Below are 23861 nucleotides of genomic sequence, written 5' to 3' on the forward strand. Positions count from 1 at the left end.
GAAGGAGCATAGACGCAGATCGCGATTTCACCCGAAACATTGCGGTTAAACGCTCAGTACCCGGTCATTTCCAGATACCCGTTGCCAGCATGGCTGCCGCTCAACTGCACCGGCCCCTCCCAATAGGGAATGCGCAAATCCATCCAGGCCCCGGGGTTCAACGCGCTGCTGGTGATATCCAGGCCTTGGCCCGGGACTTTGATCGACCAGCGTGTCGGTAAACTCCGTCCGGCCACCTCGGAAGACAGCAACGGCGTGAGGCTGATCTCATCTCGTGACAGTCGCACCGTGCTGCCGTCCGGGTTGATCCAGGTGCCGGTCAGGTACGCCGCCCCGTCCTTTTGCCGCACCCGAAACAGCATCAACTGCGCGCCACTGTCCAGGTGCAGGGAAAACCAGTCCCAACCGGTCTGGTTGCTCGTCAGCGGCTGGCTGCTCCACTCACGGTCGAGCCAGGCCGGGCCACTGACCTGATAGGTCGTGCCATCGATTTCCAGGCTGCCACTGGCCTGGAAGAACGGCTGGCTGTAGTAGTACGACGCCTGACCCTGCTCGGATTTTTGACTGAAACCCTGCTCGCCTTGCAGCACCAATGGCCGATTGGCGTTGAGTCGCAGTCGATAATTGAAGCCTTTGCCGCTGGCCTGCACCTGCATCTCGGCCAACGGGTTCGCGGTATCGGTTTGAGTGCTCAGGCGCCAGTCATCGATCCACGCCGCAAACGGTACGTTTTGAACCCCGGCTTGACCGACGCCACCGCGGGCGTAGCGCTCAGCCGCATGGTGAACGGTCGCCGAGGTCACCGCCGCGTGACCAAGCCAAATAATCTGGCTGGCCCAGCCGGGCTGCTCGGGCCCAGCCTTCAGGGCATTGCGGAACAACGTCCACTGCACGCCAAATTCCCGCCCCTGCGGGTCCTTGAGGTTGGCGGTGATGTACCACCACTCGACGCGATAACCGTCATGGACGCCGTGATCGGCCGGGAAACTGAATACCCGGCCGGGCGTTACCTGCTTGAACGCCGCGGCTTCGCTGCCGAGACCGGCGAACCCCGCGTTGTGCTTCGATGAGTCATCACAACCGGTCAATGTCAGCAACAGCACGGCCAGCACCAGCACACCGACCGCCCGGTTAATCCTCATGGGCAAAACTCCTCAGCAGGTCCGCCGGTTGCGTGCGATAGAGCTTGAACAATGGCCAGGCCGAGGCCAGCAAGGTGGCGAGCATCGCCACCCCCATCAGTTGCGCGAGTTGCAGCGGGAACACGCGTAACGGCAGTCGCCAGCCAAACGCCTGAACGTTGATCACCGTGTCCAGGCACCAGGCCAGCGCCAGACCCAGGGGCACCGCCACCACCGATGTCAGCAGTGTCAACAACCAGGTCTGCCCGAGGTTGAGCACCATCAATTGTCGGCGGGTCACGCCCAGCGCCCACAACGGTGCCAGTTGTCCGAGACGACTCTGACTCTGGGTCAGCAAACTGATGAACAGCGCCACACCGGCCACGCCGAGGGTCAGACTGTTGAGCGCCGCCGTCGCAGCGAAGGTCCGTTCGAACACCTGCGTCGACCAACCCTTGAGCCGGGCCTGATCATAGATGCGGCTGTCGTCCAGGGCAAAACGCGATTGCAGCGCGGTCAGCAGCGCCGGGATTTGCGCCGGATCGACGCGCAGGTTGAAGCGACTCGGTGTCAGTTGCGGCCAGTAACGCAGCAGGTGGTCGGCGTTGACCAGCAAGTGACCCTTGGGGTTGCCGTAGTCGGCATAGATCCCGACCAGCTGCGGTGACCACACACCTTGTGGCGTGGGGATGATCAGACGGTCACCCAGCCGCAGCTTGAGTCGGCGGGCCAGTTGTTCGCTGAGCATCACCGTGTCGTGCGTCGCCAACTGATCCCAGGGGCGCTCACCCAGCGCTTCGAGCAACGGCCAATGCTCGCGATAGGTCGGATGATCGATCACCCCGTAAAGGTCCGCCGGCCAGCCCTGCAACGACACCGAGACCTGCCAGCTGGGCAACACCGCGCTGAGCTTTTGTTCCAGCAGCCACTGTTGCAGTTCGACGGCTTGCGCCGGGTTCTGTGGATTGACGTACAGCTCGGCAGTCAGCCGTTGCTCCAGCCAATCACTGAACGTCTGACGAAAACCCGTCGTCATGCTGCCGGCCCCGATGTTGGCCGCCAACGCCAACAGCAGCGCCATCAAGGCCAGACTCAAAGCAGGCAACTGCTGACGGCAATCGGCGAGAAACCATTGCCCCAGCACCGACCGGCTACGGCGCACTAGCAGATTCAACGCAGTGTTGAGCAGCACCGGCAAACTCAATGCGGCACCGATCAACAACGCCGCCATCAGCACAAAACCGCTGGCCAGGCTGTCCCCCCACAGCAACGCGCTCAGGCCGATCACAGCAGCGAGTGCCGCCACCCAACCCTGACGCCGCAACCAGCGCGCGTGAGCCTGATGCCAGGCTTGCGGGTTGGCCAACGCCAGCAGCGGCAGTTGCGCCGCCCGCAGCAAACTGTTCGCGCCGGCCAGCAGCGCACCGAGCAAGCTCAAACCGAGCCCGCTGAACCACCACAGCGGGCTGAGACTCAGCTGCCCCGCCACTTCCGCGCCGTACAAGCCGCGTAAGCTGGCGGCAACGTCTGGCAACAGCAGACTGGCCAACAGGTAACCGCTGGCCACCCCGACCATCCCGCCGAGCAGTGCCAGCCCACCCAATTCAAGGCTCAGACAGAAAATCAGCCACCGCACACTGACCCCGCAGGCGCGCAGGGTTCTGAACAGCCCGCGACGTTGCTCCAGCGCCAGACCGATGGCCGCGTGGACGATAAACAAACCGACCACAAACGACAGAAAGCCCAGCGCGTCGAGGTTAAGGTGGAAACTCTCGGTAAGCCGCGACAGGTTGTTTTCCTCACCGCTGCGCTTGAGTTGCAACTGACCGGCCAACTCGGTGGGTAGCCGGGGCTCGGTGGCGGCGAAATCCTTGGGCAACAACAGGCGCGACAATTGTTCCGGCAAATCCAGCACGTGCTGTGCAGCACCGATGTCCACCAGCAGCACGCCGGGGGCCATGTCGACCTGGCTGTGCAACGGCGGCAAGGTCTGCCCGTTCAGGCTTTGCGGTTGAGCGCCCTCAAGCAAACCCAGTGCCTGCAAGGTTGACGGGGCAATCCAGGTACGGCCCGGCGGGCCGACAAAATCGACTATCTTCGCCATGTCCAGGTGTTGTCCGGCCAGCGCCGAGCCGGTGGGCAGCGACAACGGCTCGATGCCCAACAGCTGTAAACGCAGGTCTTCATGCCCCTTGAGCTGGATTCGTGCCTGCAACACCGGTGATACCGGCCAACCCGCCCGGCGCAGGTTGACGAACAACCCCTGAGAGAAGGTCGCGCCATTCGGCGCACTCAGGCTGGCCTGGGGTTCGCCGCCAATCAGCTGACTGGCGCGAGCGTAACTTTCTCGTGCCTGACTGTTCAGCGCCTGCACCCCGGTCAACAGGCTGGTGGCCAGCCAGAGCCCGGTCAGCACACTGAAAAACTGCACCGGATGCTGGCGCCAATGACTGAGCAACGCGCGCAAGGTTTCGCGCAAAACGCTCATCTCAGCGCTCGCCTGCGTCGACCAAACGTCCGCCGTGCAACAGCACTTTTGCTGCCAGTCGTGCGGCAACCCGTTGGCTGTGAGTGACCATCAACAAACTGGTGGGGCTGCCATCGAGCAGCTCCAGCAGCAAGTCGAGCACCTCGTCGCTGGTGTGTTCATCGAGACTGCCGGTTGGCTCGTCCGCCAACAACAAGCGCGGACGCGACGCCAGCGCCCGCCCCAAGGCAACCCGTTGCTGCTGACCACCGGACAGTTGCTCCGGATAACGCCTGAGCAAATCCCCCAGCCCCAGCCGCTCCACCAATTGCGCTTGCCAACGCAGGTCATGACGCCCGGCCAAGCGTGCCTGAAATGCCAGATTGTCCTCGACCCGCAGGCTGCCAATCAGGTTGAACTGCTGGAACACCAGGCCGATTTCAGTGCGCCGCCAGTTCGCCAGTTGCCCTTCGTTCATCTGCTCTAGGCGCTGATCGCCCATGCGGATGCTGCCGCGATCGACCTTGTCGAGCCCGGCAATCAAGTGCAGCAAGGTGCTCTTGCCACTGCCCGACTCGCCCATCAGCGCCAGGCTGCTGCCTTGCGCCAGGTGCAAATCGACACCTTGCAACACCGCCAGCGGGCCTTGCGGGGTGGCGTAGCTTTTGAACACGCCGTGCACTTCAAGCATGGGAACGCTCGATCAGCCAACAATAAGACCAAGGATAGCGGACTACATCTCCTCCAACGCCGACATCTGCCAGCGCTGTTCGATCACCTGGAAACGTCTGCTCCGTAGCGTCAGAAAAAGCCCACAAGCCGATTGTCAGCCCGTGCTCCAGGCCTCATCGCCAGCATATTCAGCCTGAGGTTTTGTCTGTCAGGTGCAGGCTCCAAAAAATCAGTCTTGTTCCCACACTTTCTTAAGCCACGACTGGCAGCGTCACCCTTCCCGCAACGCGCACTTTTCCAGCCTGAAGGCTCACATGGAAAAGGAACGCAGGGATGGGACAAAAGTTCGATGGCTGCAATTGCGCGGCCTGCCGCGACAGAGCCCTGAAAAAGCTCGCCAGACAAACGGCCGAACGCAACCGGAAAACGGCTGAACGCAACCGAGAAGAAGCACGAGACTCGGAACGGAGCCAACGCCGATACGACGAGATGCAGGCGCGGCAACGGGCACTGGAAGAACAGTACAACGATGCCCGGCAAGCCAAGGAAGCGCGCGAAGAGGCCGCCCGCGTGAAGATCACCCTGCGTATCGGGGTGTTTTTCGATGGCACCGGCAACAACCCGTTCAATGTCGAGATGGGGCAACGCTGCGGCGCCCATTACCCGGTGTCGCCGGAGGATATGGACAGCAACTGCAAGCCGTATATGAAGGACCCGAACAGCAGTTATGGGAGTGAAGTGACAAATATCAAGAGGTTGTATGACCTTTATCAGAGCACTCAAAACATCGAAGAAATCATCTCCCTCAATCGGGCATTCGATAAGGTCTACGTCGAGGGCATCGGCACGGCAGCGGGCGAGAAAGACAGCTTGCTGGGGTCGGCATTTGGCCGGGGTGAAACAGGCATCGAAGCCCGAGTGTTTCAAGCATTTACTTTCATAAAACAGCAGATATCGCAATTTCATAGAAAAAATCCTGAGATCCACATCAATGCGCTGGTTTTCGATGTGTTCGGCTTCAGTCGTGGCGCTGCGGCAGCCAGGTACTTCGCCCATCTGTGCATGGCCAGAACCGGCAGTCCGCTGCGCGAAACCCTGTCCCTGCCCGAACGGTTATTCGCCCGGGGCTTCAGCAAGATATTTGGCGAAGGGGTGAACACCGGGTTTATCGGCCTGTTCGACACCGTCGCCTCCGTCGGCGGCCTGAGCAATCTGGGCTATGTGCGCAGCCCTGCGGCCCCCGGGGTCAAATTGCACCTGCTGCCAAAGTTCTTCCCGAATGTGTTGCAACTGGTGGCGCGGGATGAGTACCGCGCCAACTTCGCGCTGAATCGCATCGGCCCGGATCACCCGGAAATCAGCCTGCCGGGAGCCCATGCGGATATCGGCGGCGGCTACCTCGATGAAGCCGAGGAACGCTTGATGCTCAGCCCCATGCAGGCCTTGGACGTGCCCCTGGCCACCGACGTCAAAAACACCTCGATCTACCGCAGCGCCGAGCAGGAACGGGCGAAATGGCACGCCAAGGGCTGGCCGCTGGACATGCTGGCGCTGCTCACCCCGGAACCGAAGATGCTGCCACCCGACCCGCAGGACCGTATGGCGCCGAAACAGAAACGGGTCTTTGTCGGGCTACAACTCCAGCGTAAGGTCAGTGCCGGGCTGGCGCGGGTGTACCTGCGGGTGATGTATGAGGCAGCGAAGAAGCATGGCGTTGAGTTTGAAGATATTCATCAACGCCCCAAACTGGTACCCCCTCCCGAGCTTCAGTCTTTGTGCGACCGATTTGTTGCCGGCGACTACAGCCTTACGCCTGCCGAAGAGCAGTTGCTGAAACTGCGCTACATCCACCTGTCGGCGCACTGGACCCCGACCTTTCTCTCGGGTCCACGCACCAGCAAAGCTGAGCTGGTTTATGTCAATGTCCCGACGGCGGATGCTGTGCGGGTGCAACACCCTCATGTACCGGAATGGACGCTGTAGCCATGAAAATCCTGATTGCACTGTTGGCGTTGTTGTCGATAAGCGCCTGCAAAACCGTCGACCCACTCTCGGCCAAAAACGACCCGAAATTGCCTTGGTGGGGTGTCGGTTTTACCGAGCCAGCTCACATGACAGTATGGGTTGAAACCTCCGCAGTCGAGGATATCAAAGGACGGTTGCTTCACGATGTCGCCGCCGGTGCAGCTGCCAGTAGCAACTACGAGAACGGAACGGAAAATGCGCGGGGCTGGTCAGGCATCGGCGGCTCAGGTATGCCGGTGGTGGGTTCCGACCTGCCGAAACGGATCTATGTGCGCTGGCAATCGATTGTCGAGCGCAAGACCTATGCCGGCTGGGTCGAGATTTCTGAAGAGACCCGCGCCATCATGCGTAATTCGACGGCCCAGCGTTGCCATGAAACACCCCAATACACGGCTAATCCCAGTGCAAGCATGAATCTGGGATTGGCTCCAGGCGGCATCATTCAGGTCTGGGTTTGGGACGATTGCTTTAGCGCCCATAAAGTCGATCGGACTCAAGTCGGCATCGAGCCGCTGGGACCCGATCAAGGGCAGTACAACGGGTACTACGTCGATATCAAAGAATCCTCCAAACGTTACATCGAACGTTTCGGCATTCCCTACGGGAGTTGGTAACCTCGGTCGACGCTCCGGAAAAGATCGCAGGCTCCTACGGAATGCCTGCTGCGATAGCAGACGGTGCCTGATCCGGCGTGACGATGGTCTTGAGGTCGATATGCCGCCATGCCGGTTTGGCCCCCAGCCGTGCGTTGAAGCGATAGTTGAAGGTGAAGTCGTCATCGGTTGGCTGACTCAGCGGTTTGCCGTAGATCGGTTCGATCGCCGCCAGGTCATAGCCCATCAGCTGGAGCAGTGTCGGGAAGAGGTTGTAGTGGCTGGAGCGGTCCTTGTTGCCGGCCAGCGCGCTCTGCCAGTCAAGCGTGTGCAACCCGCTGCCCTGAATCACCACCAGCGGCACCAGGCCCTCCTCCTCAACCGGGTCACCGCCACAATGGGTGTTCAACCCCGGATTGCCGCGCTCGTGCAGATCCTGGCCATGGTCCGAGGTGTAGATCAACGTCGCGTTACTCAGATCAGCCTTGGCAAACACCCGCGCAAAGAACTCGCCGACGTTCCACAGCAGGGTGTTTTTATAGGCGTTGCGGTACAGCAGCCAGTCATCCGGCTGACCATTGAAGCCGTCCCGTTTACCCGTGTCGGCGACCTCCGCGAACTGCCCACGCGGCAGTGTCGGCCGATAGGCCATGAACGCGTCCGGGTACTTGTCGTGCACCGGAAAATGCGCGCCGACCTTGTTGATCACCACAAGCGTAGGCTGACCGTCGTTGAGCAGATCGATCAGCTTCTGCGCCGCCGCCATGTCGCGGTCGCGCACGTGGGTCTGGTCGAACTGGACGAATTCGTCGATGTCCTTGCGCTCAAGGTCGGTCATCAGGTTCTGCAGGTTGCCGCCGGTGCGTTGAGCGTCGATGTAGACCGTGCGCAACCCGGCCTTTTTTGCGTATTGCCAGATCGACGGCAGGGTCGAGTTGATGCGCATGTAGTCCGTGCGCGTGCCGCCATAGCGCAAGGTCACGTTGGTGTCGGCGCTGCAATTGGCGACGGAAGCGGCATAGCCATAATTGAAAATGTCGAGGCCTGGGTGCGGCTCCTTGAGGTTGCTGTGCACGCCAAACCCGGTGTTGATGTCCAGGTAGTTGCCGGACACGCTTTCATCGATGATCAATACGATGTCGTGACTGGCCGGCGCACTCACCCGCGCCAGGCTGACCGGCTCACGCGGGCCGACGGTATTGTGCAGGGATTCGTAGGCAAACAGGTTGAGGTAGGCCAACGGCGTGTACATGATTGGCAAGCCCCGGGCGCCCTCGCCGGCCCGCACGAACAGCACCGCGCTCAACAGCATCACGCCCAGTAACGGCGCCGCGACCAACGCATAACCCGGCACTGCCAGACGCCGACGCGGCTTGAGAGCAATACCGAACAACAGCAGCAGCCCACTGGCCACGGCGCTGACAATCACCGTCCGATACTGGTACGCGGCCTCTTGAATGAAGCCCCCGGAATAGACCAGCGACACAAAACTGCTGTATGTCAGGTAATCGGCGGTCACGCGTGTATAAACGTCAAAAAAGACCGCCGAGACAAACATCACCAGCGCGAACAGATGCCGGACCAGCGCCTGGCGGATGTAGGCACTGAGCCACAAGGCCCCCACCAGAAGGACGAACATTGCGCCAAACAGCACGACCGCAAACCCGATGCCCAGGGCGTTCAGGCGTTCCAGGGAGTCATCAGCGCTCTTGAGCAAGTACAAAACCAGCAGCAATTCCTTCAGGTATCTCGTCATGAGTCCTTTTTCGCTCCTGATCGGTGTGGCGAGTTCATGACTGGCCATTTTTTGACACTAGCAGCACGCCCTTGAAGCGCAAGAAATGCCATCTAACGGGCAAAAGCGTCAAAAAACAGTTGACTCAAAAATGACACACCAACATCTTGTCAACCCTTGTAATTCAAGCCTAACGACCGTTTATCGCTTTCTTTAAAGTGTCCGCAACGCCTCAACCACAGGCAAAAGCCGCTGCCCGACAGCACTTGATGGCAGATCGCCTAATCTCTGGCCATTTTTCAAGATGAAGAACATGTCAGTTTGCTGACACGGTTTGCCCACGCTGGGCTATACCCCTTTTGACAGTCTCACTCAAGTTACATCAACCGTTTTACGAGGCACGCCAGTATGGACGTGAACGTATTGGTTACGGGTTACTTTGGCCTGATAAAAGCCGCCGCACTGGCAGATGTGGGCCATGGGGTGTTGTGTGTGGTGCAAGGATCGGTCGCATGAAGATCCTGGTCACCGGTGCCGCCGGTTTCATTGGTGCCCATTGTGTGTTGCGGCTGCTTCGCGACGGGCACCAGGTGATTGGGCTGGACAACTTCAATGACTACTACGACCCCGCCCTGAAGCATGCTCGGGTGAACTGGGTCGAGGAACAGGTCGGCGAGTTTCCCATGGTGCGGATCGACGTGGCCGATAGCGAAGCGATCGCCGCGCTGTTCACCCGCACACAACCTGAGGTGGTGATCCACCTCGCCGCTCAGGCCGGGGTGCGCTATTCGCTGGATAACCCCAAGGCCTATCTGGACTGCAACCTTGGCGGCTTCCTGAATATTCTTGAAAGCTGCCGTCACCATCCGGTGAAGCATTTGATCTACGCCTCGTCGAGCTCGGTCTACGGTGCCAACCAGCACACGCCCTACTCGGCCCACGACGGCGTCAATCATCCGTTGTCACTGTATGCGGCCACCAAAAAAGCCAATGAACTGATGGCCCACAGTTATAGCCATCTGTTCGGTATTCCCTGCACCGGTTTGCGTTTCTTTACCGTATACGGCCCTTGGGGTCGCCCGGACATGTCGCCCATCCGCTTTGCCCGGGCGATTGTCGAAGGCAGCCCGCTGAAGCTGTTCAATTATGGCCAGCATCAGCGCGATTTCACTTACATCGACGACATCATCGAAAGCATTGCGCGCCTGCTCGAGCGCGCACCGCAGGTGGCGTCGGGCTGGGACCGCGAGCACCCTGATCCTTCCACCAGCATGGCACCGTGGAGGATCTACAACATTGGCGGTGAGCATCCGGTTGAACTCAAGGATTACCTGGCGCTGATGGAAAAGCATCTGGGGCGCAAGGCCGACGTCGAACTGCTACCGCTACAACCGGGTGATGTCCTGAACACCTATGCCGATGTTCATGAACTGGAACACGACACCGGTTTTCACCCGCGGGTAGAACTCGATGAAGGGCTCAGACGTTTCGTTGCCTGGTTTCGTGAGTATTACCTGCTGCCCGTCATCCCCCCGTCGCTCGCAGGCGAATCTCCCTGCCTGGGTGAGCCCGTGCAAAAACGGAGGACTCTATGACTGGTCATGAACGAGGCGTGTCACTGAACACCCTGCGTCGCGATAAACGCCTTGATCCCGATCACCGCATGCGCCTCGATGCAGCGATCCATATGCAAGGTCGCGGCTGGATCACCGGGCGCGAGGGTGGTCGTCCCTGGACCCTGTCGCGAACCAATCGGTTCGTCGCCACCCTCGGTGCGTTGATCTTGCTGGTGCTGTTGTCGCCGGTGCTGTTGGGCCTGGCCCTGGCGATCAAATTGAGCAGCCCCGGGCCGGTGTTGTTTGTGCAAAGACGCACCGGTTATCACGGACGGGTGTTCGGCATGTTCAAGTTCCGCACCATGGTGGTCAATGCCGAAGACCTCAAGGAGTCGCTGCGCCACCTGAACAAACACGGTGCCGACGCCATCGACTTCAAGATCGACAGGGACCCGCGGATCACCCGAATCGGCGGCTTTCTGCGGCGCAGCAGCCTCGACGAACTGCCGAACCTGATCAATGCGGTGACCGGTGACATGCGTCTGGTCGGCCCGCGGCCCACCTCGTTCAGTGCCTATCGCTACAAGGACACTCACCTCGCCCGCCTGAGCATTTACCCCGGCATCACCGGTCTGTGGCAAATCTCCGGGCGCAGCAACCTCGATTTCGATAAACGGGTCGAGCTCGACCTGAGCTACATCGCCAACCAGAGCCTTCTGCTGGATCTGAAGATCCTGCTCAAGACACCCTTCAAGGTTTTCAGCGGCCACGGAGCAAGTTGAGATGGACGGTTCAACCACCAAAAGCTTGACCATCGCAAACCCAAGCGAGTCCAACCTGACCTCGACCGTGCTCGACCTGGACTTGCGAGTCCTGTTCCTGACGGCCGCCAACAGCGGCGACGGTATCAGTACCAGCGCCCTGGCACTGGCCAGACAACTGTCGGAGATGAGCAGCGGCAGAGTGCTGCTGGTCGATGCCAGCCAGTCAGCCAACAACCTCAGCCATCAACTGGGGGTGCAAAAGGAACGGGGATTTCGCGATCTGTTGTTCAACCAGGACAATGCACCTCGGCTAGAGGACTGCATCCTGGAGGTCTCTACCCTGCCCTTTCATGTCTTGCCCAACGGCCGGCATATCCGCGGTGCAGAACACCTGACGCCGGAGCAGTTACGACCGCTGCTCAAGCAACTCGCCGAGCAGTACCGGTTTGTGGTGATCGATGGTGACCCGGTGTATTCCGCCGCCGACACCCTGGTCATCGCCACCCTGGTGGACGGCGTGGTGCTGGTGGTGCGTGCCGAAGATACGCGCTGGGAAGTCGCCCAGGCCGCCACCCAACGCTTGAGCCAGGCCGGGGCAAAAGTGGTCGGCAGCGTTTTCAACGGTCGCAAGTACTACATGCCCAAATGGCTCTACAACAACCTGTAAACAGCAGCCAGAGGATGACGACATGAACGTGAAATGGCTTGCCCTGCTGTTGCTGCCTCTTGCAGGTTGCTCCAGCCATACCGAAACCCAGTCCATGCCGGTGCAGATTCTCACCGCCGCACCGGCCAACGCCCAAGCCACCGACATGCCCAAGGTCGAGCAGACGTTGCGCCCGGGCGACAAACTGGATGTGATTTTCCATATCAGCACCAGCGGCTCGGCGGCCTACCGCATTCAGTCCGGTGACGAGATCGGCCTGAACTTCACGGCGGCCAGCCAGCTTAATGGCAACCAACTGGTACTCCCTGACGGCACCATCCAGCTGCCCGGCGCCAACACCTCAGTGAAAATTGCCGGGTTGACCAGCGATCAGGCGCGCGAGGAAATCCAGCGGGCCTATCAGCGCAAAAGTCTGTTCCAGCCCAACCGCAACCAGTTGACGGTGCAGATCATCAGCCCGCTGAGCAATGAATCCAATCTGAAAAACGCATTGAATCACCCGACCACCGGCATGAGCCGCGAGATCACCGTGGGCAACGATGGCTATGCGAGCTTCCCCGAAGTTGGCGCGGTACCGCTGCAAGGCATGACCGTCAGCCAGCTGGAAACCTTCCTCAACAAACGCTATGAGCAACTGCCGGGGCGAATGACCGTCGACGTGCTGCTCAAATCCACCCAGGGCAACGAAGTCTACGTACTGGGCGAAGTCGGCCAGCCGGGGGCCTACCCGGTCCGTCGACCGATCTCGGTGCTCGAAGCCCTGACGCTGGCCCGTGGCGCGAACAATAAAGCGCGACTCGACTCGGTGGTGATCATGCGCCGCAACGGCAATCAGGTTGAAGCCCGTCACTATGACGTCGCTGCAGCGTTGGCCGGCGATGCCAGCCAGATCGCCTACCTGCAACCGGAAGACATGCTCTTCGTGCCCAAGACCAAGCTCGCCAGCGCCGGGGAACTCGCCCGACAACTGGCAGATGTGGTGCTGTTCCAGGGCTTCGGTTTCAGCTTCACCTATCAAGTCGACAACAAAAACAACAACAGCAGCGTTAACAACTAACCCTATGCAGGTGACCGACCATGAATCCCAAGGAAAACTACCTGCATGAGTTCTTCAGGATCTTCTTCGCCAATAAACAGTTGGTGAAGCGGGTCTTCCTGATCGTTGCAGTGATCGCGCTGTTGCTGCCATTGGTGCTCAAACAGAGCTTCGATATCACCGCGCAGGTAATCGTGCAGTCGAAAAAACTCTCGCAGGGCGACGCCACCACGTCACTGACCCAGGACAATGCGACGTTCATCCCGCCGTCACTGGCGGACATGGAAACCGAAGCGAATATCCTGCGTTCACCGGCGCTGATTCGCCAGACCATCAGCGAACTGCGTGACAAAGGCGAATACACCCCGTCTCCCGGAATATTCGTCAAGCTGGTGACTGAGCCGGTGCGCAACGTCATCGTCAATCCATTGCGCGAGTATGTGATCAATCCGGTGCGCAAAGTGGTCGGGCTTGAGGTCGATCCGGTGCGTGACACGGCCCTCGACGGGCTGACGCAGCAGGCCATCGACAGCCTCAAAGTCGAGACGCTGCCCGGTTCCAACGTGATCTCGATCGTCTACGCCTTTGGCGATCCTGCGCAGGGTACGAAGTTCGTCGCGCAATTGCTGCAGAACTACCTGCAAAATCGCCAGGAGCTGCAATCGATCGACCTGCCGCAGACCTTCTACGAACAGAAAAAAATGCAGTATCAGGTTCGCCTCGATGGCCTGGAAGGTACACGCCTGGCGTTGCTCGAAAGCATCGGCTCATCCGATCCCAAGGAAGAGACCACCTTCCGCCTGAATGCCATCAACACCGAAGAACAGGCACTCAACCTGTACCGTGACCGCCTGCTGCAAGGCCAGCGCTGGCTCGACTACCTGAAAACCAGTCTGACCGCTGCCAACAGCTCGAAACTCAACGACTACGCCTTCCCCTACACCTTCACCAACACCGTGGGCGACGTCGCCTATGAGGACCGGGAAATCAAGCAGTTGGGCGAACAGCTGACCACCCAGGTCACTCGCTACAACAACGACCTGGCGGTGTTCCAGCCGGGCAGTGAGCCGATGATGCTGGACCGCGAACAGATTACCCGCACCCGTCAGCAATTCCTGAAAATCGTCAGCAACCGGATTCAGGAGCGCACCAGCGATCTGGCGATCATCAGCTCAGTGATCGACCAGAAAACCGCGCGCATCGCCGACTACAAAAACCGTATTCACCAGTTGCAGGAAACCCAGAGCAAACTGCGGCAGATGGACACCGAGATCAACGCGCTGCATGCGGCCTTCTCGACCTACGCCCAACGCTTTGCCGAAAGCAGCACCGCACGTTTGCTCGACAACGACCTGTCGAACGCCCGGGTCCTCAGCCCACCGTATGAGCCGACCGACCCGGCGTTTCCGAAACCATTGCTGATCATCCCGTTCGGCATGCTCACCGGGTTGCTGCTGGCGATTGCCCTGGTCTACGTGCGTGAGTTCTTCGATCACCACTTCAAACATCCGGCGCAAATCAGCCATGAGCTCGGCTTGCCGGTGTTGCTGGTGATCAACGATCAGAACGTTTCGCCGACCAACCCGCACCCAAACTGGACAGTCCCAAGCTTCGTGCATTGGGTGCGCCATTGAACGGGCAGACCGCCCCTGCGCTGCCGATCATTCATCTGCTCAGCAGCGGCGGTTTTTACGGTGCCGAGCGGATGTTGCTGGACCATTGCCTGGCGACGCCGGGGCGGCACCAGGTGCTGTTTCTCGACGCACCGCCAGAACTCATCGTGCGGTTTCGCGAGGCCTCGGTCGATTGCCGCGGCTGCGCGGGCCTGGGCGAGTTGATTCACCACCTGCGCCAGCGGCGTGACGAACGTCCGCTGGTCAACACCCATAATTTCAAGGGCCTGCTGTTTGGCTGGATCGCGGCGACGCTGCTGCGCCTGCCCTTGGTGATTACCCAGCACGGCTTTACCCCACGCAGTCGTAAGCAACGCTTCTACAACTGGCTGAGCCTGCAATTGTGTCGCACCGCGTCGGTTAACCGGGTCGTGTGTGTCGCCGAAAGCATTGCCGTGCTGTGTCGACGCGCCAGTGTCCGGGCGGACAAACTCCAGGTGATCCCCAATGGCCTGCCGGCCGCCAGCGCCCAGCCCCGACACACGGTCGATCAACAGCGCTGGCTGGCCGGTTACGTCGGACGCTTGAGCAGCGAGAAAGGTCCGGACCTGTTTCTCGATGCGCTGATCCCGCTGTGCCAACAACAGTCGCAGTTGCACGCGGTGATGCTCGGTGACGGCCCCGAACGGGAAACCCTGCTGGCACGGATCAACGCAGCCGGGTTGCAGGAGCGCATCACCCTGCCCGGCTACCAGACCGATATGCGCGTCTGGTGGACGCGACTCGACGCGCTGGTGATCAGCTCGCGCACCGAAGGCACGCCGATGATTCTGCTTGAAGCCATGCAGGCCGGGGTGCCGGTGGTGGCGTTCGGCGTGGGTGGCATTCCCGATGTGATCGAAGACCGGCATAACGGACTGCTCGCCGCCGCCCTCGACAGCCATGCATTGGCACAACGAGTCGAAACCCTGCTGAACGATCCGGCGTTGATCCGTCTGCTGACGGAGCACGCCCGCCGTACCCAACTGGACCGCTACGACCTGCCGGCGCTGGCCGAACGCTGGTCGCAGTTGTACATCCGCACTGCACAGGAGGCTCGCGCGTGATAATTCCTCTGTCGGTGGTCAGTCTTTTAGGGCTGGCGTGCTTGATTCTGCTGGCCAGCCCCTGGCCGTACCTGGCCCCCGGCGTGGTGTTGGGGCTGGCCGGTGTGGCGGCGTTGTATCGGCGCCCGGCCTGGGGCTTGCTGGGTATCGTCGCGCTGGTGCCGCTCGAAGGTCTGTTCAAGGACACTACGCCGTCCGCGTCGAAACTTGTCGGTGCCTCGCTGGCCCTGATCCTGATGCTGCAACTGGCCCTGCATCAACTGCCGTCCGATCGCTTGCGCAGCAACCTCTGGCGGTTTCTGGCGTGGTTCATGGTGCTGTACTTTCTGAGCATGCTGCTGACCGATGACCTGGGCATGTCCCTGGGTCACCTGCGCGAACTGAGCGTCGGCCTGGTGCTGTTCGTGATCACCTTGCTGATCGGCCGCGAAATGAACCTGATGGTGTTCTGCCGGCTGGCAACCCTCAGCGTGACACTGACCTGCATCCTCGCGATGTACTCCAGCAAGTACCAGGATCAGGGCCGCGCCGCCGGCCTGCTGTCAGACCCGAACGCCTTTGCCTTGCTGATCGCCTTTGCCATTCCGCAGGCGCTGCTGCTGGTGCTGAAAAGCCCGAACCTGTTGCATCGGCTGTTTTGGTGCGGTTGCACCTTGCTGCTGTTCGGTGGCATGACCAAGACCGAATCGCGTTCCGGGTTGGTGGTGTTGCTCGTCAGCCTGGTGATCGGTCTCTACCACTACCGCGCCCAGTTGCCGCGCATTCGCCCGCGCCATTTGGGGTTCGCCATGCTCGGCGGGGCGATCCTGATTCCCCTGACGATCTACGCACTGCCGGCCGGCTACATCGCACGCATCCAGTCGTTGAGCATCCTGAGTGCCGGCGCCAGCGCTCACAACGATGAATCCCTGGGACGCCGCGCTTCGTACATCGTGGTCGGCGGCCAGATGATCCGCGAGAACCCGCTGCTCGGCTCCGGTCCCGGAACCTTCCCGCTGCACTATGCGAGCACCGGCTACTCCAAGGCGTTCTCGGCCAACCGCAAGCTCGGCGACTTGTATCGCCGCGCTCACAACACCTACCTGGAGATTTTCAGCGAGCTCGGCATCCCGGCGGGGTTGCTGTTTGTCGGCCTGCTCGGCATGGGCCTGTTCAATATGCAGCGTGCCCGCAGTGCCTGGCTGAAACGCCATGAATGGGAACAGGCTGACCTGGTCACGCATCTGGGCATGAGCCTGCTGTCGTTGACGGTGTTCTTGCTGTTCCTCAGCGCGCCGAACCAGAAGTACTTGTGGATCATGCTCGCGCTGTCCTGGGTGCTCCGCCTGAAGGCAGAACAAAGCCCGCTACCGGAGCGTCAGGCATGAACCGCATCAGTGTTGTCATCCCGATGTACAACGAGGCGCAGCACATCGCCCGAACCTTACAGGCTGCACGTCTGGCCGCGAAAGTCGCCGGGCTCGAATGCGAGCTGATCGTGGTCGACAACGGCTCCCAGGATCAGGGGCCACAGATTGCCCGCAACCTCGGCGCTCAGGTGCTGAGCCAGCCCGGCCTGCACATCGGCGCCCTGCGCAATCGAGGCGCGGCACTGGCCACCGGTGACTGGCTGGCGTTCCTCGATGCCGACATCGAGATGCCGCAAAACTGGCTGACACTGCTGGTTGATCTGCATTCCAGCGGCCAGGCCGATGTGCTCGCGCTGGACCTGCAAACGCCCGTCCAGGCGCCGTGGTTTGCCCATGCCTGGCAACGCCGCACCGAGCAAGCCAATGGTCAGTCCACCCTTGCGGTGCAATGGCTACCGTCCGCCAACCTGTTGATGCCCCGCGAATGGTTCGCGCGTGTCGGCGGCTTCAACGAAGCATTGCGCACCGGCGAAGACAAGGACTTGACCCTGCGTTTGGGCAAGGCCGGCGCACGGCTAATGGCGGTCAGTGAAAGCGTGGCGTTGCACTGGGGGTACGAGTGCAGCTGGCGCGAGTGGCTGGGCAAGGAACTGTGGCGCCAGGGCAGTCATTTGCAACTGCTGCGCAGCCACGGTGTGAGCCTGCGCTTGCTGCGCTTTCCCCTGCTCTCTCTCGGTGCCTGGGTGCTGGACGGCATGGCGCTGTCGGCACTGCTCTATGGAGTGCCGCACCTGACCCTGGTGTGTTTGCTGATCAGCAGCCTGCCCGCGTTGGTATTGAGCCTGCGCCAGAGTCTGAAACACCACGACCTGCATTTGACGCTGCAACTCTGGGGCCTGCACTGGTTGCGCCTGCACCTGGCTGGAGCGGCCTTCGTCCTCAGCCTGTGTCATTGGAACGCCAGGAGGCCTGCCCGTGGCTAAACTCATTTTCTGGTTGTGCCTGTTGCTGCCGGTGTACGCCTACCTGGGTTACCCGCTGCTGCTGACGGTCGCTGGGCTGTTTTTTCCTCGACACAGGCCATTGCCCTTGCCTGCACAACGGGTCAGCGTGGTAGTTGCCGCGTATAACGAGCAACGCACGATCGAGAACAAACTGCGCAATCTGCTGGCCCAGGACTATCACGCTGCCAGCTTGCAGATCATCGTCGCCAGCGACGGCTCCACCGATCAGACCGTGGCCCTGGCACGCAGCTTCGACGACCCGCGCATCGAGGTGCTCGACCTGCCACGCCAAGGCAAGAACAGTGCGCTCAACGCCGCTGTCAGCTACTGCACAGGCGATATCCTGGTGTTTACCGATGCCGATGTTCACTGGATCGACGGCACCTTGCAGCAACTGCTGGCGCCGTTTGCCGACCCTGAAGTCGGGGGTACCGTCGGCAACATGAACATCCCCGTCCCTGGCTCAGGCCTGAGCCTGGGCGAAAGCCTGTACCGCCACTACGAAGCCTGGCTGCGCCGGGTGGAAAGCCGCACCGGCTGCACGGTCTCGGCCGACGGTGCCCTGCAGGCCTTGCGCCACGAGCTGTACCAACCGATTCCAGCCCTGGTCAACGACGATTTCTTTATCAACACCTGCGCACCGGTCGCGGGTAAGCGCGTTGTCTATGTCGACGACGCCAAGGTGCTCGATCAAGGCGTGGACGAGGCCGAGCGACAGTTCAGCCGCCGCCAGCGCGTCACCGTCGGCGGACTGATCAGCCTGGCGGCCCGGCGTGAGCTGCTCAACCCGCTGCACCATGGCCTGTACGCCATCGCGTTGATCAGCCACAAGCTGATCCGCCGGCTGGCGCCGGTACTGTTGCTGCCCTTGCTGGTGGCCAACTTCTGGCTGCTCGATGAGCATGACCTCTACCGCCTGACCCTGGCCGCCCAGTTGCTCGGCTACGCCTTTGCCGTGGCCGGCCTGCTGGACGTGCGTCACCGCTTGCCCAAGCCGTTTCGCCTCGCCGCGTTCGTGCTGGTGACCCTGGCCGGCATGAGCGTCGGCCTGTGGCAGTTCTTGCGCGGGCACAGCTACAACCAATGGAACCCCGACCAGACGCGATGAGTGCCTGACATGCCGATCAAGACCAGTATCAAGCGTGCCAGCGGCTGGTTGTACCTGAACTCCCCCCTGGGCCGCCGTCAATTGCGCGGCGCCGGGGTGATCCTGATGCTGCACCGGGTGTTGGCCGACGATCATGCCGCCGCACTGCCACACCGCAACGAGCTGTGCGTCGGCCCGCAGGCGTTCGATCATTTACTCGGTTGGCTGAAACGGCATTTCGACTGCGTGCCGCTGATGGAGTTGCTGCAATCCGACACCCCGAGTGCAGCGACACGACCACGGGTGGCACTGACCTTCGATGACGGCTGGCGTGACAACGCACTGAATGCCTTCCCGTTGCTGCAACGGCATCAGGTGCCGGCGAGTATTTTTCTGTCCACGGATTTTATTGGCAGCCGCCAGCGCTTCTGGTGGGAAAGTCTTGGGGAAACCCTCTGGGGCAGCCACGGCGCCGCGCCGCGACAACGCTTGATTGACTACCTGCACCAGCTCGGTCGGCCATTGCCCTACGCGTTCCTCAATGAGCCTGATGAACAGCGCCGCAGCGTGGCCCTGGCGCATTACCTGCAAAGTTTGAAAAACCTCTTGGCGGATACCCTCAGCCAACTCACCGACACCTGCCCCGAAGAGTCCTTGCCACAAGCACTGGACTGGCAACAAGTGCGCGCCCTGGAGAGTTCCGGGTTGATCAGCTTCGGTCCCCACGGCGCCAGCCATGCGATTCTCACCGGCCTCGACGATCAGCAGCTGGATCAGGAACTGAGCCGTAGCCGCGATGCCTTGCACCACGGTTGCCAGCAACCGCTGCCGGTTTACTGCTACCCCAACGGTGACCACGATCAGCGGGTTCGCCAACATCTGGCGGCGCACCGTTACCCGTACGCCTTGGGCACCGGCACCGGTATTTACCGTGGCACTGGCGATCCACTGGCATTGCCGCGCTTTGGCGTCAGCCAGCACAACGCCAGCCGCCCTTCGCTGCTGGCCTGGCGCATCAGCCAAGGGGGGCGCGGATGAGCCGCAACCATTACCTCAAGCACCTGGCATTGAGCATGGGCACCAAGCTGGCGATGATCGGCCTGCGCTTGCTGCGTAACGTGCTGCTGGCGCGGATCCTCGGGCCCAGCGAGCGCGGGTTGTTCGCCCTGCTCAGCACCCTGCCCGACCTGATCAGCGCCGCCACCAGCGGCGGCCTGAACTCGGCGGTCGGCTATCAGGCGGCAAAACAACGGCCCATGGGTTTGTTGCTCAGTCAGGTGCTGGTGTTTGGATGCCTGCTGGCCGGTCTGCTGACCCTGCTGGTGGTGGCGCTGGTACGTGAGTTTGGCAACGAACTGGACATCACCACCCAACTTGGCTTGCTCGCCTGGTTACTGCTGTTGGCGGTGCCGCTGACGGTGCTCAAGAGCGGCTTGCTGACTCTGCACAACGCCTCCGGCGGTGTGGTCGCTTTCAACGCATTGCGGCTGACCGAGTCGTTGGCGCCGCTGCTGTTGTTTCTCGCGTTGTTCTGGATGTGGAAAAGCGCTGCTCTGGAAGCGGCGCTGATCAGTTGGCTGGCGGGCATCAGCCTGGTGGTGCTGGCCGGCTGGGTCTGGCTCAAACGCGATAATCCACTGCAACTGCAATGGGATCGCGCCGGGCAAAATGAGCTGCTGCGCTACAGCGCCAGAAGCCATCCGGACCTGCTGTTTCAACAAGTGATTCTGCGTTCCGATTATCTGTTCATCGGTGCCCTGCTGGGCAGCGCCGCGCTGGGGCATTACGCGATGGCCAGTGCCGCCGCCGAACTGCTGTTGATCGTTCCAGAGGCGGTGACCACACCGTTGATGAAACGCCTGCTGCAACAGGAACAGGGCATCGATCGGCTGACTCCGTTGGCGCTGCGCCTGACCGCTACGGTGATGCTCAGCGCCTGTCTGAGCATGGCGCTGATCGGTAAATGGTTGATCGTCACGCTGTTCGGCGTAGCCTATCAACCGGCGTATCCGGCGCTATTGGCCTTGCTCCCGGGTCTGTTCGGGCTGTGTTACGCGAGCATCCTGCGCCTGGACCTGCTGGGCAAGAATCGCCCCGGCAGTATCTCGCTGATGATGGGCGCCAGCGCATTGCTCAACCTGGCGCTAAACCTGTTGCTGATTCCCACTTACGGCATTGTCGGCGCTGCCGCGGCATCCTCGATTGCGTACCTCGCCGTCACCATCGCCCTGCTGGTTCTGTATTGCCGGCTCAGCGGCGTGCCGGTGTGGCAAACCCTGATCGTCCTGCCCAGCGACCTGGTGCCGATGTGTCAGATGCTGATGAGAAAATCGGCATGAAACGCCTTGTGCAGCTCGTCGGCCTGGGGCTCGGTCTCGGCCTTGGGCTAAGCGCTCATGCAGCGCCGATGCGCTGGGCCGACATTCGTGACGGCAGCCTGTACCTGCAAGCCGATCGCCCCGACACCCTGACTGTAAGTTGGGTCCCGGCCTGGCAGGCGGACGCCAACGAAGAGCAGCTGTACCTGCTTGACGGCCAAGGCCGGCTGAAAGGCCAACGGCAGATCGCCGCCAACGAACCCAGCGGCAGTCAGAGCTGGCCGCTGGCACCGGGTGCCGCCAGTTATCGGCTGGAGATTCCCGGCTACAGCTTTCGCCGTTACCGGGTAGAGCACGATGAACGCACGGTCGCCTTGTTCGCCCCGGCCAAGGTCCACTTCAGCGCCGAAACCAGCGATGGCGATGAGTTGTACTTCAAGGTAGAACCCGGCGAACACGCGGTGCTCGCCGGCAAATTCCATGACGGCGTCACGGCGCTGCAAGCGCAACGTGTGGCGGATGGCAAACAACTCAATCTGGCGCTGAAACCCTATCGCGGGTATTGGCAGTTCGATCAGGTCGCACTGCCCACCGCCAGCGTCGAACAGGTCTGGCGTCTGCGTTTGCGGGGCAGCGGCAAGGTAGCGTTCTGGCTCGACGGCACCGCCAACCTGTTCGCGCAAAACTCGCAGCAGCTCAAGCCCGTGCGTCAGGACGAAGGACAGGCCCGGCTCACGCTACATGCCGATGTCATTGGCAGAACGCCGAACCTGGGTGTCGCACTGCCCTATACGCTACCGCCGCCGAGCAGTTACCCGCTGCTTGATGCCCTCAAGCCACGCGCCGCCAGCTACTACAGCTTTGTCGACGTGACCGCGAAAAGGCCGCAGTACGAGGACCGCTTCCGCCAGTTCTATCAGGACCGTTTGGGCATTACCCAGGACATCACGCTGCTCGCCGGCACCCACCGCAAATCCGACCTGCATGCGGATGTGGTCAGCAATGCCGGCCTCGACGCGTGGCTCGCGGGGACCCGCGCCTTGGGTGGCAAAGGCCTGCACTACATCGCTTTCGCCGATGAACCGAACCTCACCTACCCGGACTTTGCCGACTATCAAAGCCTCTTCAACAGCATGGCCCGCCAGGTGCGCAGCAATCCCGCCAACTTCAAGGCCGGCGTGCGCATCGCCATGCCGGCCAGTGCGCGGTTGATCAACGGGCCGTTTGCCGACAACGCCGCCGATAAACGTGGCATCGACTGGGCACGGCGCCTGCTCAGTGAGTCAGGCGACAAGATCGACGCCCTGGCCTGGCACGAATGGATGATCCGCGACCTGCTGGCCACCCGCGTGTACCGCGACAGTGTGCGGCGCGCTGCCGAGCTGGTCGGCCTCGATCAACAGGGTCGGCCACGCAAGGCCTTGCTGCTGGACCAGACCAACATCTCCAGCGGTTCGAGCCTCAGCCCCTACGACCAGGAGACGTATTTCGCCTCGCTATGGTGGGCCTCGGTGGCGATCAACTCGGCCCAGGACGGTCTGCTCGACATGCTCAACTGGTTCCAGGTCGACGACGAGGACAGCTACACCAAGGGCATGCTACGGGTCCTCGGTCCCGATCGCTTCGAGCTGAAACCGGTGGGCCTCGCCCAGCAATTCATCGCCAGTCACTGGCTGGAAAAAGTCCTGCGCCTGGACAACGACGCGTTCGAGGTTGACGTGCTGGCCATGGCCACCGGTCAACAACGCAGCCTGCTAGGCGTCAACAAGGTGACACGCGTGCAGCATGTCACCCTGCAGGGCGTCGAAGCTTCCTGCCCGTTGTCATCGGACGCGCTGGTTTATTTCGGTGCCGACAGCAAGAGCCGGCCAGCAACATTTCGCTGTCAGGAAGGTCGGGTCAGCTTCGAACTGCCCGGCGAAACACTGTTCGCCTTGAGCTGGAGCGCCTCATGAACCGCTCAACTGAACGCTTTACCGCGCAGGTATTCCGCCGCGCGCTACGTAGTCCCGTTGTCATTGCTCTTTCATACGGCCAACCCCTTCAGGAGGCAACATGAGTGCATTGCAGAAGTTAAAGGAACGCATCAAGGAAAAAGGCCTGCGCCACACCTTCAGTACCCTGTGGAAGCGTTTTGTGTATTTCCATTGGGAACTGTTGTGGATGGAGCGCGATCTGGTCAGCCCGATTCCGCCGCACACACTCAGGCCCTACACACCGTTACGCCTGGAAACCATCACCGCGCAGAATGCCGGAGCCTTCGCCAAGCACTTCGGCGACCGTGTAGGGACCATGGCCGAACTGGCTGACGAAGGTCATACCGGGCACATGTATCTGGATGACGAGGGCAACACCGTCGCCTTCATCTGGGGCAGCAATGGCGACTACTATGATCGCCACTATTACGGCTGTCGGTTCCCGGTGAATGAGGGCGAGTTTTTCGAGTTCGGCGGCGAACAGATCCGCGCCTATTGGGGCAGCACCCTCTCGGTGGATTTCCAGCTCGATCTGTGGAAGGCCATGCAAGCGAAAGGCTGTAACAAGGTGGTGGATGTTTGCGAAACCCATAACATCCCGGCCCTGAAACTGCACATTCGCATGGGCTATAAAGAGCAAGGCCGGGTCATGCATGTGTATGGTCTGTTCGGGCGCTGGCGGTTCTTCCGCGAAACCCGCTACAGCGGCTCGCGCCTGGACGCCTTGCGCAAACCGTCGCAGCCCACCGTCGCAGCACCGGCAGCCTGACCG

The 23861-nt window shown here is 61.2% G+C and carries 19 protein-coding genes; 15 read left to right on the forward strand and 4 right to left on the reverse strand.

Annotated elements, in window-relative coordinates; genetic code table 11:
- Nucleotides 1–53 precede the first annotated feature (53 nt).
- From BLL42_RS03290 to BLL42_RS03300, 3 genes are read right to left on the reverse strand one after another with little or no spacing between them, the layout of a single operon-like run.
- Complete coding sequence (locus tag BLL42_RS03290; RefSeq protein ID WP_071550771.1) at nucleotides 54–1142, reverse strand: lipocalin-like domain-containing protein; 1089 nt, start codon at nucleotides 1140–1142, stop codon at nucleotides 54–56.
- A complete protein-coding gene (locus BLL42_RS03295) occupies nucleotides 1132–3609 on the reverse strand; it encodes an ABC transporter permease (RefSeq protein WP_071550772.1) in 2478 nt (825 codons plus the stop codon). Before BLL42_RS03295 ends, BLL42_RS03290 begins: the two co-directional genes overlap by 11 nt.
- A gap of 1 nt (nucleotide 3610) precedes the next feature.
- The gene (locus tag BLL42_RS03300) at nucleotides 3611–4279 is read right to left on the reverse strand and encodes an ABC transporter ATP-binding protein (RefSeq protein WP_071550773.1); all 669 of its coding nucleotides are present in this window, start codon (nucleotides 4277–4279) and stop codon (nucleotides 3611–3613) included.
- A 314-nt stretch (nucleotides 4280–4593) separates the two neighbouring features.
- Between BLL42_RS03300 and BLL42_RS03305 the strand changes: the two genes are divergently transcribed.
- Together BLL42_RS03305 and BLL42_RS03310 are read left to right on the forward strand one after the other, a co-directional pair.
- Nucleotides 4594–6243, forward strand: a complete 1650-nt coding sequence (locus tag BLL42_RS03305) for a T6SS phospholipase effector Tle1-like catalytic domain-containing protein (protein WP_071550774.1) — start codon at nucleotides 4594–4596, stop codon at nucleotides 6241–6243.
- A gap of 2 nt (nucleotides 6244–6245) precedes the next feature.
- Complete coding sequence (locus BLL42_RS03310; RefSeq protein ID WP_071550775.1) at nucleotides 6246–6899, forward strand: DUF2931 family protein; 654 nt, start codon at nucleotides 6246–6248, stop codon at nucleotides 6897–6899.
- Nucleotides 6900–6933: 34 nt separating this feature from the next.
- On the opposite strand, the gene BLL42_RS03315 is transcribed toward BLL42_RS03310, so the two are convergent.
- Nucleotides 6934–8634 (reverse strand): sulfatase-like hydrolase/transferase, encoded by a 1701-nt coding sequence (locus BLL42_RS03315; RefSeq protein WP_071550776.1) that lies wholly within the window; start codon nucleotides 8632–8634, stop codon nucleotides 6934–6936.
- Between the two features lie 491 nt (nucleotides 8635–9125).
- Between BLL42_RS03315 and BLL42_RS03320 the strand changes: the two genes are divergently transcribed.
- The 13 genes from BLL42_RS03320 to BLL42_RS03380 all read left to right on the forward strand — a co-directional run bounded on the left by BLL42_RS03320 (nucleotide 9126) and on the right by BLL42_RS03380 (nucleotide 23858).
- On the forward strand, nucleotides 9126–10208 hold the full coding sequence (locus tag BLL42_RS03320) for an NAD-dependent epimerase (protein ID WP_071550777.1): 1083 nt from the start codon (nucleotides 9126–9128) through the stop codon (nucleotides 10206–10208).
- Nucleotides 10205–10951 (forward strand): sugar transferase, encoded by a 747-nt coding sequence (locus BLL42_RS03325; protein ID WP_071550778.1) that lies wholly within the window; start codon nucleotides 10205–10207, stop codon nucleotides 10949–10951. The genes BLL42_RS03320 and BLL42_RS03325 overlap by 4 nt, the downstream gene beginning before the upstream one ends.
- A 1-nt stretch (nucleotide 10952) precedes the next feature.
- Nucleotides 10953–11600 (forward strand): CpsD/CapB family tyrosine-protein kinase, encoded by a 648-nt coding sequence (locus tag BLL42_RS03330; RefSeq protein WP_071550779.1) that lies wholly within the window; start codon nucleotides 10953–10955, stop codon nucleotides 11598–11600.
- 22 nt (nucleotides 11601–11622) lie between these two features.
- Complete coding sequence (locus BLL42_RS03335) at nucleotides 11623–12657, forward strand: polysaccharide biosynthesis/export family protein (RefSeq protein WP_071550780.1); 1035 nt, start codon at nucleotides 11623–11625, stop codon at nucleotides 12655–12657.
- Between the two features lie 20 nt (nucleotides 12658–12677).
- Entirely contained in the window at nucleotides 12678–14270 is a 1593-nt protein-coding gene (locus BLL42_RS03340) for a GumC family protein (RefSeq protein ID WP_071550781.1), read from the forward strand.
- Nucleotides 14267–15355, forward strand: coding sequence for a glycosyltransferase family 4 protein (locus BLL42_RS03345; protein WP_071550782.1), 1089 nt, complete (start codon nucleotides 14267–14269; stop codon nucleotides 15353–15355). Before BLL42_RS03340 ends, BLL42_RS03345 begins: the two co-directional genes overlap by 4 nt.
- Complete coding sequence (locus BLL42_RS03350; protein WP_071550783.1) at nucleotides 15352–16722, forward strand: O-antigen ligase family protein; 1371 nt, start codon at nucleotides 15352–15354, stop codon at nucleotides 16720–16722. The genes BLL42_RS03345 and BLL42_RS03350 overlap by 4 nt, the downstream gene beginning before the upstream one ends.
- A complete protein-coding gene (locus tag BLL42_RS03355) occupies nucleotides 16719–17687 on the forward strand; it encodes a glycosyltransferase family 2 protein (RefSeq protein ID WP_071550784.1) in 969 nt (322 codons plus the stop codon). The genes BLL42_RS03350 and BLL42_RS03355 overlap by 4 nt, the downstream gene beginning before the upstream one ends.
- Nucleotides 17680–18816: a glycosyltransferase family 2 protein gene (locus BLL42_RS03360; RefSeq protein ID WP_071550785.1), complete on the forward strand. Its 1137-nt coding sequence runs from the start codon at nucleotides 17680–17682 to the stop codon at nucleotides 18814–18816. Before BLL42_RS03355 ends, BLL42_RS03360 begins: the two co-directional genes overlap by 8 nt.
- Nucleotides 18817–18825: 9 nt before the next feature.
- A complete protein-coding gene (locus BLL42_RS03365; RefSeq protein ID WP_071550786.1) occupies nucleotides 18826–19833 on the forward strand; it encodes a polysaccharide deacetylase family protein in 1008 nt (335 codons plus the stop codon).
- A complete protein-coding gene (locus BLL42_RS03370) occupies nucleotides 19830–21134 on the forward strand; it encodes a lipopolysaccharide biosynthesis protein (protein ID WP_071550787.1) in 1305 nt (434 codons plus the stop codon). The genes BLL42_RS03365 and BLL42_RS03370 overlap by 4 nt, the downstream gene beginning before the upstream one ends.
- Nucleotides 21131–23068, forward strand: a complete 1938-nt coding sequence (locus BLL42_RS03375; RefSeq protein WP_071550788.1) for a hypothetical protein — start codon at nucleotides 21131–21133, stop codon at nucleotides 23066–23068. The genes BLL42_RS03370 and BLL42_RS03375 overlap by 4 nt, the downstream gene beginning before the upstream one ends.
- Before the next feature lie 100 nt (nucleotides 23069–23168).
- Nucleotides 23169–23858, forward strand: a complete 690-nt coding sequence (locus tag BLL42_RS03380) for a GNAT family N-acetyltransferase (protein WP_071550789.1) — start codon at nucleotides 23169–23171, stop codon at nucleotides 23856–23858.
- Nucleotides 23859–23861 lie beyond the last annotated feature (3 nt).

The organism is Pseudomonas frederiksbergensis (genome assembly GCF_001874645.1).
Taxonomy (GTDB): Bacteria; Pseudomonadota; Gammaproteobacteria; order Pseudomonadales; family Pseudomonadaceae; genus Aquipseudomonas; species Aquipseudomonas frederiksbergensis_B.